Raw genomic sequence first — 15119 nt, 5'->3', positions numbered from 1 at the left:
CGGGCTTCGCTTGTGCGGGGAGGGGCTGGGAGGGCATCTTTAATTTTTTTTCACGTTTACGTCTTAATGTATAGGAGAGAAATGTGATACAAAGACGATTTACAACACTTCTGATATTCGCTGCTTTGCTCATGCCATTGAGCGATGCCAGCGCACAATGGATCGGAAGGATGTGGGGAAACTGGCCCAGTATCGACTATTTCGTCATTATCAATTCCCCGGGTGGACGGGCTACGGGTGTCACCAATCCCGATGTCCGTACTGAAAATGCGCGGGTTATGGACGGGTGGTGGCAGTTTGCCATAGAAGATTTTAATGTTCCTTCCTATTTTGAGCCATTTCAAGGCGATCAGCCCGAGTTGCTGGGCAAGCCATTTACAAAGTTTGTAAATGACTATAAGGAAGACGCGCGGGATTTTACGCGCACGCATTTTGAACTCGGCGATGGTCTTACGCCAAAAATTTATCGCAACCAGCCGCCAACTGTTACGCAAGATGGCGTGAACTTGTCTCAGACGCTGTGGACGATTTTCCCCGACCGCCTCGATCAGGTGATCCCGGATCTGACTGCCGATCTGTTGATCCCGCTCGAAGTGGGGTATGCGGGTGGTCTCACGGAGCGGCGCAGGCTCTATGCCTGGCAAAGTCCAGAGCAGGATGAGATGTTTATTCTGATCCGGAGTTATGGCCGTCCCGATCCGCCCAATGTTCCCGATTCAAGAGTGGGCGCGCGCGGCTCTGCGCCGAGCCCCGAGTCGAGCACGGCCAATCCGGTGTTTAATAATCTTTATATCGGGCAAAACGCGTACATCCAGAGGGGCGGCGGGCAAGGTCCAGCCGGCGAGGTGCGGGATCCGGGTTCAGTAGAGACAGGCTCGCGCCACTTCACGGCAAATCTCGGCGCGCTCGGCGAATGGGATGAGCTTTATTTTTACGACGACGAGCAAAAGCTCTTCTATGCAAGAGACGCCGATTCGGCCAACAAAGCTGGATATCGCTCGGATGGCGATGATCGCGGCGAACCGGCGCCCGCTGAAGGTCACGAGGCACTCGAACTGGCCAAGGCAGCGCGGATTTCGGCTGGCGAGTTTTTAGAGTCCGAATACAAGGGCAAGGTCTGGCTCTACGTCTCGCAAAATCCCACGACTTTTGAAGATTTGTCCGATGGGAACAACTGGTTTATCAACGATCCAAACTCTGAATCCTCTCAACCCCGTCTGATAAAGCGCGTTGAAGGCTCCAGCTGGCGCTCTTCAGATGGGAATACCCGCCCCGAGGTCTATGACTTTATCGTGGAGCCGGGGACGACGCGCGATCAACGCATTTTCCAGAGTGACGCGCCCGACTACCAACCCACGTCTGTCGATATGTGGGCATTTCAGATGACCTGGGGACCGTGGGATATGAAACCCGGAGAGTGGGTTCATATCGTAGAAGCCTGGGTCGTGGCTGGCCCGCATGCAGATGAGAACAAGCGCGTTGGCGCGCAGTGGGCCAATGGTTCGATTTCTTTTGATCAGAAAGAGGCTTTTCTCAATAGCGGACAGGATTCACTGATGAAGGGCGTGGAACTGGCGCGACAGGCATGGGCAAATCGCCGCACGGTTAACGGCACAGTGCAGGGCAAGGAAGTGTCGTGGCCCATCGGGATGGCGCCGAGTCTTCCCCTCGGTCCGTCGTGGCCTTCCAATGTGGCTTACAAATCGGGTCCCGCGCAAAATGAGATCGAATGGTCGGCGGTTTCCGATGCCGTGGGCTACAATCTCTACAAGATGGTCGGTCATGAGACCAATTTGCCCGATCCTCCGATAGCGGTCAATGGCAATACGCTTATTACGGGAACCAGCTATACCGACACAGATGTCGTGCGCGGCGAGCGGTATTTCTACGCAGTGACGGCTGTGGATGCCGATGGGCAAGAGAGCAGTATTTTTGCCACGCGCGGTCTCGGCAATGGCGTGAGTCCATTTTCTGCTCCTGTCAACGATCTGACAAGCGTTCGCGTCGTGCCCAATCCCTACAGTATTTTGGGTGGCAATTTGTCGGATGGCGGTTTTAACTTCACGGGGCAGCCCAACAAGTTGCTCTTTGTGAATCTGCCCGCTCGGGCCATTATTCGGATCTTTACGCTTCAGGGCGACCTGGTCACGCGGCTCGATCACGTTTCGGGTTCGGGCGACGAGGAGTGGCCGCTGATGGCAAATGACAACAACCAGTTTATTGTCAGTGGCGTGTACGTAGCGCATATTACCAATCCCGACACGGGCGAAACCGATATCGAGAAGTTCGTGGTTATTCGGTAGGTCAGACGAGGAGGCTGTTGTGAAATTACATAATATTATCTGGGTCTGTCTGCTGGCATTCGTCCTTTCCGGCGTGCAGGCCAATGCACAATTTGAAGATCCCCGGGTTCTCGGCGGCGAAAAGATTCGCGATCTGGAACCCATTTATCCAAATCAGGAAGAAGTCAGACCTTCGGGCGTGAAATCCGCGCAGAGCGGTTTTGTGTTTCTCGGATTTTCCACAGATGCGCGGCGAGCCGCAATGGCCGATGCGGGCGCGGGTCTGATCGGCGATGCGTCGGGTGCGGTGTTTCTAAATCCGGGTCTGCTGGGGTTCGTACACGAACGACAGGCGTTTTTTACCCATGCCCAATGGATTTTTGAAACGAATCACCAGGTTGCCGGTGCGGTTTTCAAACTCCCAAATGCACCGGGTACCTTTGGCGTGGGCTTTGTCACGCACAGCGCGGGAGAGATCAATGGTACTAAGATCAATCCCGATCCCGCCAGTGTAGGGTTCACGGAGACGGGTACATTTACTACGACGAATTACGCCCTGTCCGCAGGCTGGGGTTTTCAGATTACCGATCGATTTTCGGTAGGGGCAATGGCGCGTTTCGCTCATCAGGGTCTGGGATCGAGTGAGGTCTTTGTCGCTGGCAGTCGGCAAACTCAGTCGAATGATCTCAATGCTTTTGCCGTGGATATCGGGACCTATTTCAATACGGGATTCCGGAATATGGTGATTGCTATGAGTGTGCGGAATTTCAGTCCGGGAGGAGAGTCTCAGTTCCAGCGCGAGCATTTCGAGTTGCCCCGGTCGTTCCGTCTGGGTTTTGTCTTCGATATGATTTCGCTGTTTGGCCGAATCCCTGTGCCGCATCATCTGAATTTGGTCACTGAGATCCACAGTCCGATAGATTTCGACGAGCGCACGCTTGTGGGTGTAGAATATCGGTTCAAGCAGGCGACCTCTGCGATGGGTTTTTCCCTGCGCGGTGGGTATAAGAACAATCACGATCTGGAAGATTATTCGTTCGGTGCCGGTATTGATTACAAAACCGAGGCAGGGAAAGGCGTTCGCATCGATTATGCGTTCAAGCATTTCAATACGACTTTCACCGATCCCGTGCAGATGGTGAGTGCCGCGATTAGTTTCTGATTAACCCTTAAACCAAAAAAACGGCGGTGGATGTATTTCCATCGCCGTTTTTGTTTAGACTACAAAGATACTGGCAGCTACTTAAAATCGAAAATCTTGAAAATATCACAAAATCCGAAAATATAAAAAGAAATACCCTCAAAAATTGAATGCGATCCCAAAGACAGAACCCGTGTTCTTATGAATGAACAGAGGACTAACCGCGATGTCTTGCTTGCGATCATCACGCTTATTTTTTGATCTTATGCTTCTAAGTTTTCTTCCTCCCCACTCTCCGACAATACTGCCAAGAACCTGTACAGGAACGACTAAAATAAGATCTTTTTTTGCAAGATCCTCCCCTAATAATTTCCAGTATAAACTTCCAGCCAAAACACTACCAGACAATGCGCCCACAAAACTTTTGAACCGTTTGTTGCGTTGAGGTAAATACACACCGCCTGCAACGCCGAACATCGAACCAATAATGAAGCTATCTAATGAAAGTGTCTGAGTAGTCAAAGCTACACAGACAAAACCTGACCATCCGACCACATGACCACCCAGAAAACCCAACAAAGATTCACCAAAATAAAGATCTACATTACTTTTATCCACATGACTTATCTGCACTGTATCTGGTGCTACATCTGCCTTTGCAATTAGGCTTTGAATGCGCTCAAAGGTGATCTGTTCCTTCCAAAGACCGCGTCCAATGGTCAAACTCTCTCGATCAACGGCTTTAATATATCCTTGTGCCGTGTCCAGTTTCTCCCACTTCCCTGAGACTTGATCCAGTTCATCCGTCCTATAGATGACCTCGGCATAGACACCGCCTTCAACCTTGCTGCTGTCAGCCTCACCAGCTTCGAGGATCACCCCTGACAACAAGGTCTGTGGCAGACATAGACCTAAAATCAGAACGATTGCTACTATATGTGTCATGTATTCCTCCTGACAAAAAACAGTCTTCTATCCTGAAAAAATCAACCATCATTGGGAAAGTGACTCGAAAATATCAGAAAATCGGCAGTATCAATGGTCCCATCGCCGTTCAAATCCATATCACCATTAAAACCATCCTCGCCTTCTGATTTACCAAACGTCGCCACAAATAGCAAATGATCTGATAAATTGACCGCGCCATCACTATTAAAATCGCCGATCAGACTGACAGCTATAGAAAAACTATTCGTTGCAGTCGTGTTTGCATTATCGGTCACAGTCACAGTAAGTGTGAAAGTTCCTGTCTGTGTGGGTGTGCCTGTGATTTGTCCACTGCTCGAATTGATAGAAAGACCAGAACCCGTAGCAGGGTTGCTGGACAGGGCATACGTGTATGGCGTCTGCCCCCCTGATGCTGAGACCTGAATAGGAGTAATAGCGCTGTTCGTCACAGCACTGATCTTGACTGCTATATCATCTATACCTGCGACTGTCAGTGCTGACGAAACGGGCTTGGACGCAGGCGCATTTACCGTCATAGTGAAAGAACGCTTTACCTTTGTGGGAGCCGCAGTGCCTGTCGCACCACCACTGCCATCACTCACAGTCACTGTTACTGTGAAAGTCCCACTCGCTGTGGGAGTGCCTGTAATGCGACCACTATCTGAAATAGAAAGTCCTGCTCCCTCCTGCGGGGCACTCTCTATGGAATATGTATAGTTCCCTCGACCCCCTGATGCTGAGACCTGTATGGGGGTAATTTCCTGATTCTGAGTCGCTGTAATATCCGATATTGGATCAACGTTCAGAATCGTGGGATCAGCAGAAACAGTCATATCAAACGATGTGGAATCTGCTTTGCTGTTAGCATCTTGTACCTTCACTTTAATGGTGAATGTGTCAGCCTCTGTTGGTGTGCCAGTAATGCTGCCACTCGACGAAATTGAGATAACTTCTGGTTCACCGGATAATGAATATTGATAGGGCGTCTGACCGCCTGATACGTTGACCTGTATAGATGTAATTGCTTTATTCTGAGTCGCTGTCACATTCGATATTGGCGATACCACCAGTCGCTGAATAACACGCAGAGTGAAAGAATGCGTTACAACATTATTGTCAGCATCTCGCGCTGTCACAGTCACATTGAAAGTACCGGTTTGGGTAGGTGTGCCAGTGATACTTCCCGTTGATGAAATAGAGATACCTGCAGGCGCACCAGATAATGAATACGGACCAGATGCTCCTACCTGTATAGGTGTAATTGCCTCATTTAGATATTCCTCAATAGTAGCAGAAGCAGGCGCACCATCCAGGTATATCCCATAGATGGAATTTTGGATTGTGCTGTCTTTTATATCGAAACCTCCTCCCTCCGAAACGACAATGCCTGACCAATCAGTATTTGTCCTTGACAAATTTTGCAGAGGTTCAGATTGAAAAATAACGCCATCTGCAACCAATTTTCCTTTTATGTTCAGTTCTGATTTGTTAAAATTTAGTCGACCAGACTGATTGATATCCCAATTCTGGACAAAATTAATAGTTGTTCCGGGACTAATGGTCAGTGTTGTTCCGTGTAAGACCGTGATATCTCCGCATATAGTGATATTACCGTTCCAGGTTTGGTCTCCAGAAACAACTGGCGGAGTAAATTGGTAAGAGGAGTATATAGTATTTGGATCTATGGAAGATATTAGAGGCTTTCGGCTATAAACTTTATCCGACGCAACAGAGCCAGTCGCAATTGTTTTCTCCCAATTACCTTTATGAGCTGGACCTGATGGCGCCTTATTCTCTCTACCACCAGGACTGGAAACCTCTAAATGTCCCCATTTAATATTTGCTTTTAACCAATCAGGGGCTGATGTATCTGTTTTGTTGGGAATCAAGACAATTTCAGCATTATCAATGACTTCAGAAAAGAGACCATTGGGGTATTCGTAATTGTCTGTCACAGGCCCAAGGATGCCCCCTTGAGGCTCAAACCATAATGCCCTATAAGGATAACTGCCACCACTTTGTAGGCCTGACTCCGATGTGGGGCCGACCCAATCAATGATAGGATTCAAAAAACCGACTCCTGGTACTGGAATTAGGGCACTAAACAAACTTCCGCCTCCTACATACACAAGCGGTCTATCTCCTACAAGAGGCACTTCGGGAGAGCCCAACTGCCCAGGATAATCTGCTTTTGCAGGTCCGTTGTTTCCGTATTTCGCTTTCCGACTCATGGCTTGCCCATGAAAATAAAACTCGATCTCTTGAGCCACTGCAATTGTGGGATTGCGACTCGACACAATAACATTTATGTGTTCCCAATCCCCTTCGTGATTATTTATCCAATCATTATACGGATAAAAAAACCAATATTGAATGACATCCCTCCGACTGCCGCCATCTTCAGTAAATATGTGAGCGTAAATCGTATTGGGAAAACTATCCCTTACACTTTTATAATGTTTCTCCCAACTTCCCTGGGCAGGAGCATTGCGATCAAAGTCTGACCCGTTTATATCCGTTCCAGCAAAATCGAAATGTGCCTTGACTTGGTAAGTATCTGTGGGATGTGATAAATGGCTCCAACGTCCTGTCGCTTCAAATTCAGGATTGAGATTTGCATAACTTCCATTGCTATAATTGATGCCTGTGCCATTAGTTGTTGAATAAGTACCGGTAAAGTTCTTTTTCCAGTCAGAAGCAGAAATTTCATCTTCAACAGCAAGTTGACCTGTTGAGGTATATTTTTTTACGTTAAACCATATATTTCTCCAATCATCTGCGCCAACGATGTTCACAGATTCTGGTGCCTGGGGAATATACTGTGTGCCATTTACTTTGGCACTGTGTAATAGTAAGATGGGCGCAAACTTTTTGGCTAAAAGAAGATCGTCATTAGCCTGTACCCTGCCTGCTTGTCCGGTAAGTAGAACGATTAAAACGCTCAAACACATTAGGTTTAATTTCATAAATGCCACTCCTCCGAAAATATAAAAAGAAATACCCTCAAAAATTGAATGCGATCCCAAAAAAAGGACCCGTATTCTTATGAATGAATAAAGGACTAACTGCGATGGTCTGCTTGCGATCATCACGCTTACATGGTTATCACCTATCCTTATAGTTTAAATAAATTATAGAAGTCTAATTCATTATTTGAAAGACAGGCTATATAACTCAATGCTCTCTGTCAAGAATTTCTTTTCACACGATTCACACGTTTGCCGCACACGTTGGTAAATATAGGTGTGGCTATCGGGATATCCACACCTTTGAAACAGCTATATATTCAGGAGTAAAAGGAAAAGAATGGCTGGCTAAAATGAGAGGTTATTGTGTGAGATAGAGATCAGCCGACAAACAATGAGCAGAATTCTCAGGGGTAGGCGCACAGGCTCTCTGTGCAAATTGGCGGACTAAAAAAATGGAGACTGGTCGCCCAGTCCCCATAAAATATTACTGTATTGAAGCTTTCTCTTAAAATTTATACCAACCCGCCCTTGATCGCTATTTTAATCGCGTCTTTGCCGTCGAGATGGTATCCGCTGTGCAGGGCGTTGAATCCTTCGGCTACGCGGTCAATGGGTATGGTGTGGCTGACGAGGTCTGCAAAGGCGTATTCGTTTCGCTCGAGGATGGGGAGTGCGCGCACAAAGTGTTCGGGCGCGCTTGCCCACACGGCTTCGAGGCGCAGGTTGCGGCGCATAAACATCTGGTTGGGGTTGCAGTCAAAAGATCCCACATCGACAAAATGTCCCATGGCGACATAGGTGCCGCTGTGCCGCAGGAATGTGACGCCTTCGGGAATGGCGGGCAAAAATCCCGCGCATTCAAAGACGACGTCGGCGCCTGCGCCTCGGGGTGTGTTTTCGCGCACAATTTTCGTGCGTTCTTCAGGGTCGGGTATATCGGCAATGTCGATGGTGAGGTCTGCGCCGAGTCGCTCTGCCAGTTCCAGACGCCCTTTGGGACCGCCGACCATGATGAGCCGCCCCGCACCGCTGACTTTGGCAGCGACGAGTGTGAGCAGGCCAATGGCGCCAGATCCCTGTACGACGACGGTATCGCCAAATTGCAAGCCAGAACGCATTGCGCCGTGTACGCCAATGGTAAAAGGCTCGGTGATGACTGCAACTTCGGCGGGCATATCGGTTTTGAGTACGACTGAATCGGGATTCCACAGGTAGATGTATTCGCCAAACCCGCCTCGCAAATAGGGGGCTTCTTCGGCTTGTATAAAACCGTATGCGCCCTTATTTGTGCCGGGTGCGAAGAGAACCCGATCTCCGGGCGCGATGGGATTGCCAAGGTAATCGGTTTCTACACCCGATCCCATGCTGTCGATGATGCCGACATTTTCGTGACCGAGAATGATCTCGCCCTGCAAGCGCTGATATTCCCAGTTGTGCAGGTCTGTACCGCAGATGCCAGCGAGTTCTTGTTTGAGCAAAATTGATCCCGGTTCTGGATCGGGAACGGGATATTCGCGTATTTCAAATTTTTCGCCGCTCATTACTGCGGCGCGTCCAGTGCGAGACATAACAAGCTCCTTGGGTTATGAATTTTTTGAGAATAATCTGAGGTCTGAATCAACCATTTCTTTTACGAGGTCTTCAAAGCCTATGTCGTAAGTCCAGTTGAGTTTGTCCTTGGCTTTAGTGCAATCGCCGATGAGCAGATCGACTTCGGCCGGGCGCAAGAATCGCGGATCGATCTGCACATATTCCCGATAGTCGAGGCCGACATGTGAGAAGGCGATTTCGCAAAATTCGCGCACCGAATGGGTCTCACCGGTTGCGATGACATAGTCGTCGGGCGCGTCTTGTTGGAGCATTATCCACATGGCTTTGACGTATTCGCGGGCGTGTCCCCAGTCGCGTTTGGCGTCGAGGTTGCCGAGCGAGAGGTGGCCGATTTGTCCGAGTTTGATGCGCGCTACGTGGGAGGTAATTTTGCGGGTGACAAATTCAAATCCCCGACGAGGGGATTCGTGGTTGAACAAGATGCCACTGGCGGCGTACAGGCCATAAGCTTCTCGATAGTTGCGGGTCAGGTCAAATCCCGCGACTTTGGAGATGCCGTAGGGTGAGCGCGGATGAAAGCGCGTGATTTCCGTTTGGGGCACTTCTTCGGCTTTGCCAAACATTTCGCTCGATCCTGCAAAATAGAACCGACATTCGGGCACGAGTTCATTGAGGGCTTCGAGGACATAGTGCGTGCCATTGATGTTGATATTGAGTGTTGAGAATGCGTCTTTAAAAGAGGTATCGACAAAGCTTTGCGCTGCGAGGTGGTAACACTCGTCGGGTCGAATGATGCGCACGACATTGTAGATGCTGGGAAAGCTTTCGAGCGATGCGGGATGGAGTTCCACTTTGTGTTGCAAATGGGTAATGCGTCCGAGCCGGTGTTCGGGGTCTTCGAGAGCCACGCGCCTGACAATGCCGTGTACTTCGTAGCCTTTATCGAGCAGGAGTTCTGCGAGATAAGAGCCGTCTTGTCCCGTAATGCCGGTGATTAATGCCTTTTTTGCCATGAGAGTCCTTTCGAAAATGCGGCACGCGTGCCAGCGCAACAATTAATGGGGAATACGAAGGTACGTCAAGTCAATACATGCGTGTTTTCAAAAAGTTCATGGATCTCAGTAAGAGCCATTGACAGTCGGGATTCTTTTGGATATTTTAGACTAAGTGCCGGGGTAGAATCTTTCAGGAGGAGATGCTATGAAATACTGGCTGATGTGTACGGTTGCCGGGCTGTTGGCTCTGGGCGCACCTGCCCAGGCCGATGTGGTTGGTGAAGAAGAAAAGACAGGTGAAGGCGAGGTCAATATAGGTCCTATTCGCGCGGGGCAATTGGAAGTGACGCCGATTATGTCTGTGCGATTTTCCAATCGCGGCTTGTTCTATCGCACGGGAGTTCAAGTGGCTTATTCGATTAGCCGCTGGCATCAAATTGGCGGTTCTTTTATCGCGGGCAATAGACAATACGACCGGCGCGCAGGTCTCGACTCTCCCGACCGGGATGATCTAACGCAAGTGCTGGACAATGCGACAATAGATGCCCGGGGGCGTTATATGACAGTGGATGACGGGTTTGGATCTTCGGTGTCGGGTTTTTATCGGTTGAATATTCCCATTCAGATTAAAAAGCGCACCTTTCCGTTTGTAGAAGCATTTGCCGCACGCGATTTTTGGGGATGGGGCAATGTCAGTGAATTGGGCGGTGGTGCAGGTACGCGCCAGGTGCTGTCAAGACACACGGCTCTGACCGCGATGTATGGGTATTCGGTCTTATTTGCCGGAGAAGACCGCATCAAACGCCATTTTGTAAAGGGTGGTGTGTCGGTGTTTTTTAGATAGAAGCGGATGCCACGAGAATATACTGCTCCCGATCTTGAAATAGGTCGGGAGTTTTTTGTTTATTGCTTCTCGGCCATTGCTCATTGTTCCTCACTGTGTATTTTTATATATTGGGGGATCATGTTTGATGCGGATGTTCTCGATTATATAAAGTAGGAGGAAATATTATAAGATGGCACTTGGGGAGGGAATCGTTGATCGCGATGCACTCGCCGCGCGGAAAAGTGTGACTGCGCGGTCGATCATTACAGGATTGGCACTCGCGTTGCTGGTGATTGGGTGGAATACCTATGTCGAATATATCGCCCACACCGCGCGTATGAATATCACGCATTTTCCGATCGCGTTGTTCGCGCCTTATGTGGTGTTGACTCTGGGCAATGCACTCGCGCGTCGATGGCAGGCTCCCTGGGCATTGACGAGTACCGAAGTGTGGACGATTCTGGCGATGGGATTGGTGGGAGCTGCTGTTCCCGCCTTTGGGCTGACGAGTTATTTTTTGGGTATGATTTCCATTCCCTATTATCTCGCCACGCCAGAGAATCAGTGGGGAAGTTATTTTCACCAGTATTTGCCCAACTGGTTGATTCCCTCCAATGAAGGCGGGGCCATGCAGTGGTTGTTTGAGGGCCTGCCCAGCCCGGATATGCCCATTCCCTGGGGCGTGTGGTTTGTGCCTTTATTTGGTTGGATGACGTTTATTGCTGCCATTGTGGTGGGGTGCATTTGTCTGGCGGTGATGTTGCGCAAGCAATGGGCAGAACACGAGCGGTTGGCGTATCCCATTTTGCATCCGGCAGGCGATCTGGCTGAAGCAGAGGGCAGAGTGCCTCTTTTGAAGAATAAATTCTTTCTTTTTGGCGCGGCCATTCCTTTTCTCATCCTGTCCTGGAATATCATCAGTTATTTTTCACCCGGATTTCCGGTTATCAGCCTGGGACCGGGGTGGATGCCCATGGGCGTGTATTTCCCGCGCATCCACGTGCGGTTTAATTTTTATACTGTGGGTTTTGCCTATTTTGCCAACCTGGATGTGCTGTTTTCCATCTGGGTATTTTATTTGTTTTACTGCGTGCAAGTTATGTTTTACAGGCGCGTGGGGATTAATCTGAGCAATAAAGGTAGTGCTGCAGATGCGACGACCTCGCTACAAGCTGGGGGTGCATTTGTGGCGATGGTTTTATTTGGGTTGTGGATGGCGAGGTTCCACATTCGCGATGTGTTTGTCAAAGCATTTCGCGGAGATCGACAGATCGATGATTCAGACGAGATGCTTTCATATCGCGCGTGTGCATTTGGCCTGCTGCTTAGTCTGATTTTTCTAATTTTCTGGTTCCAGGCGGTGGGCATTAGCTGGGCTGTTGCTATTGCTCTTACGCTGGGTATTTTCGTTACTTATTTGGGCACGGCGCGGGTGATTGCAGAGACCGGTGTGATTTATTTTAGCATGCCGATGACGCCCAATGGCCTCTTGCCCTTTATTTTTGGGCCCAAATCATTTGATGCTTCAACGCTGACGGCATTGCGCCTGGTTGATTCGGTGCGCTCACAGAGCAAAGCGATGTTTATGCCCCCGCTTGTGCATGCGGCGCGCATTGCAGATATGGCGGGAAGAAATAAGAAGCGGCTCATTTTAGGCATTGGATTGACGCTCGTGATCGGTATTGGCGCTGCAATTGGGTACTCGCTTTATCTGGGCTATTTGCACGGGGCTTATAATTTTAACGATTTTCCATTCACGCGCTATCCGCCGCGAACCTACGATGGGCTGGTCAAGGCCCTGAAGGGCGAAGAAAAATGGGAGAGCGAGCGCCCTTTGTTTTTGCTGTTGGGTATTGGCATTTTTGCCGTGGTGAGTCTGATGCGCTACCGCTTTGCATGGTGGCCCCTCGCGCCCATTGGCATGGTCGTGCCGCTGACGCATGCCGTGCATTCTGTTTTTTCTGTTTTTATGGCATGGGGCATCAAATCGATCATTTTACGCATAGGTGGCGTGAATCTCTATCGGCGTTTGCGTCCCTTTTTTTTAGGGTTGCTCGTAGGCCATGCCCTGGGCGTAATCCTGTCGTTTTTTGTCGATCAGATATGGTTTCCTGGACAAGGTCATCGCACGCATTCGTGGTGAGAAAGTGAATACCTATTTTCAAGTATCTGTTGTGCTGTCGCGGGCAAAGGTTGAAATTGTGTCTGCCGAGTTGTTTGAGCTGGGGTGTTGTGGTGTGGTGGAAGAGGATATGAGCGACGGGGTTCGGCTGATAGCTTATTTTGGGGCAGTGGAAAATAAAGCGGATATAGAACAGGCTCTCATGCCCTATGAATGCCGCTTTGAACCCGTACCCGATACGGATTGGACACTGGCGTGGCGTTCTTTTTTTCAGCCCGTTTATCCAATGCCTCGCATGGCAATTTGTCCACCTTGGGACAGGGTGCCCGATCCTCCGGGCGGTTTTACAATCGCGATTGATCCGCAAATGGCATTTGGCACCGGGCATCATGAGACAACGCGTCTGGCACTTTTGGGTTTAGAGAGAAAGATAACATCAGGAAATCGGGTGCTGGATGTTGGAACGGGATCGGGAATTTTGAGTATTGCGGCTGTGAAGTTGGGCGCGGCAGAGGTCATGGCGGTGGATATTGAGGCGGCTGCGATTGAGAATGCCCGGGCCAACTGTGTTTTGAATGGTGTGGATGCACAGGTGGTTTTGATGCAGTGTTCTGTCGATAGGATATCGGGTCTTTTTGATGTGGTGGTTGCAAATATTATCAGCAGTATTTTATTGCCTATGGTTCCAGAATTGGCAAAGCGATTGCATCCCGAAGGGTGCGCGATTTTGGGAGGGATTTTGGATCGCGAGCGCGAGGCGCTTTGCACAGCCCTGGACCAGGCCGACCTGATGCTTGATGAGATGCTCGACGATGGCGAATGGCTGTGTGCGATTGTGCACAAATCCCGATAGGATAAACTGTGAACCAGACTGTTAAGGATCGCATCTACGCTTTTTTGGAACAGCGCGATACGGGTGTACAGGCAGAGGTACTGGCTTCTGAGGCACTGGGATTACACGGCGCACGCGGGCCCATAGCCGATCAAGTGGTGCGCGCGGCTATTGATGATGATCCCCGGTTTGTATGTGATCGCAGTGGACTGTGGTATTTAAGACCTCCGGGACAGGGTAAGACCCTGCGGGAGGTTTCTTTTTTTTGTTTTGGGCTGATCCCGTCTGCGGATGCGGAAGTTTATGCACTTGCGGGGCGCAAGGTGCAGATGGGCGCGCGCGAGACGCTGTTTCCCCCGGTTCAGGTTCGCATGGGTGATCGGGAGAGAATTTTGGATTCTTATGCCGAAGGAGTGAAAGATGCGATTCCCGCAGGATTTCAGTGGTCCAGGATGCGGAGAGATTTGAATAGGTTGTGTCTCCTGATGATGGGCAAAGATGTCGTGGATTCCGGGATTTGCCTGTTTCGTTTGGGGCGGCATTTCTTTCCCGATGTCCGTTTGCATTCTGTCGAGGATCTGGCTTCTGCTATGGGACTGTCCTTTGTGTCAGATCGCGGGGCTGAAGGGGAGGCGAGTCTGCAGGCCGATATTTTGTTGCATCTTTTGGAAAGGTGTGAAGAGGAGGGTCTTAATACTATTGAGGCAGTGACTGCCGCACTGTACCCGGATCCCATTCCCATACATTTTGATGCGTATGCTTTTGACGAGGCATTTTTGAGCGCGTTGCCCGAGTTGCCCGGGGTTTATATTATGAGGGATCGCGAGGGTGGCGTGATTTATGTGGGCAAGGCGGTGAATTTGCGTAGGCGCGTGGGCAGTTATTTTGCCAGAAGATCAGAGCGACCAGAAAAGACACAGCGTATTTTGGATCGGATATGGTCTATGGAAGTCGAGACGGTGGGATCTGAGCTTGAGGCGCTCCTGCTCGAGGCGAAACTGATCGCGCTGTGCCAGCCGGAGTTTAATACGCAGTTCGATGTACACAAGCGCGATGCGGAATTGGGCAATTTGAAAAATATAGTGCTGATTCTGCCATCGGCTGAGCAGGAATGCGTTGAGTTGTTTTGTGTTGTGGATAGTACGTCTTTTGTCCAGGTGCGTGCGCGCAAAGATCTGTGGGATTGGGAGGCGGCAGAGCGTGCGCTATACGAACTCTATTTTATCCCAGAGTCGGAACAGGGCCTTGAAACGGGTGACGCTTTTGAAATTTTGAAAAGCTGGATGACCGCAAAGCGCGATGCGATAAATTGGGTGGATATGGATCGCTCGGGCAGCCCCGATGATGCGTTGCGGATTGTGCGGGAATACGTGCAACAATGCGAGGATGAGGATTGGGAGAAAATTTCCTGGCGGGTGTAGGGGCTTATCCGCAGATAGCGCAGAAAAAAACG

At 49.8% G+C, this 15119-nt stretch carries 10 protein-coding genes; 6 read left to right on the top strand and 4 right to left on the bottom strand.

All coding sequences use genetic code 11. The features are described from left to right. Window positions 1–83: 83 nt before the first annotated feature. Window positions 84–2303 (top strand): hypothetical protein, encoded by a 2220-nt coding sequence (locus OXH16_14645; GenBank protein ID MCY3682637.1) that lies wholly within the window; start codon window positions 84–86, stop codon window positions 2301–2303. A 19-nt stretch (window positions 2304–2322) separates the two neighbouring features. Beyond that, on the top strand, window positions 2323–3444 hold the full coding sequence (locus tag OXH16_14640; GenBank protein MCY3682636.1) for a PorV/PorQ family protein: 1122 nt from the start codon (window positions 2323–2325) through the stop codon (window positions 3442–3444). 138 nt (window positions 3445–3582) lie between these two features. On the opposite strand, the gene OXH16_14635 is transcribed toward OXH16_14640, so the two are convergent. From OXH16_14635 to OXH16_14620, 4 genes are all read right to left on the bottom strand, one after another. Further along, window positions 3583–4368: a hypothetical protein gene (locus OXH16_14635; GenBank protein MCY3682635.1), complete on the bottom strand. Its 786-nt coding sequence runs from the start codon at window positions 4366–4368 to the stop codon at window positions 3583–3585. 41 nt (window positions 4369–4409) lie between these two features. Next, window positions 4410–7337 carry a putative Ig domain-containing protein gene (locus OXH16_14630; protein MCY3682634.1) on the bottom strand — a complete coding sequence of 976 codons (2928 nt, stop codon included), beginning with the start codon at window positions 7335–7337 and terminating at the stop codon, window positions 4410–4412. A gap of 515 nt (window positions 7338–7852) precedes the next feature. Next, window positions 7853–8908, bottom strand: a complete 1056-nt coding sequence (locus tag OXH16_14625; protein MCY3682633.1) for a zinc-binding dehydrogenase — start codon at window positions 8906–8908, stop codon at window positions 7853–7855. Between the two features lie 15 nt (window positions 8909–8923). Next, window positions 8924–9904, bottom strand: a complete 981-nt coding sequence (locus tag OXH16_14620; protein MCY3682632.1) for a GDP-mannose 4,6-dehydratase — start codon at window positions 9902–9904, stop codon at window positions 8924–8926. A gap of 187 nt (window positions 9905–10091) precedes the next feature. Between OXH16_14620 and OXH16_14615 the strand changes: the two genes are divergently transcribed. The 4 genes from OXH16_14615 to OXH16_14600 all read left to right on the top strand — a co-directional run bounded on the left by OXH16_14615 (window position 10092) and on the right by OXH16_14600 (window position 15087). After that, on the top strand, window positions 10092–10730 hold the full coding sequence (locus OXH16_14615; GenBank protein MCY3682631.1) for a hypothetical protein: 639 nt from the start codon (window positions 10092–10094) through the stop codon (window positions 10728–10730). 172 nt (window positions 10731–10902) lie between these two features. Beyond that, window positions 10903–12855 carry a hypothetical protein gene (locus tag OXH16_14610; protein MCY3682630.1) on the top strand — a complete coding sequence of 651 codons (1953 nt, stop codon included), beginning with the start codon at window positions 10903–10905 and terminating at the stop codon, window positions 12853–12855. Window positions 12856–12859: 4 nt separating this feature from the next. Beyond that, window positions 12860–13687: a 50S ribosomal protein L11 methyltransferase gene (gene prmA, locus OXH16_14605; GenBank protein ID MCY3682629.1), complete on the top strand. Its 828-nt coding sequence runs from the start codon at window positions 12860–12862 to the stop codon at window positions 13685–13687. Between the two features lie 8 nt (window positions 13688–13695). Beyond that, complete coding sequence (locus OXH16_14600; protein MCY3682628.1) at window positions 13696–15087, top strand: GIY-YIG nuclease family protein; 1392 nt, start codon at window positions 13696–13698, stop codon at window positions 15085–15087. Window positions 15088–15119 lie beyond the last annotated feature (32 nt).

Source organism: Gemmatimonadota bacterium, assembly GCA_026705765.1.
Classification (GTDB): Bacteria; Latescibacterota; UBA2968; order UBA2968; family UBA2968; genus VXRD01.
This window is presented reverse-complemented; position numbering and strand designations above follow the sequence as displayed.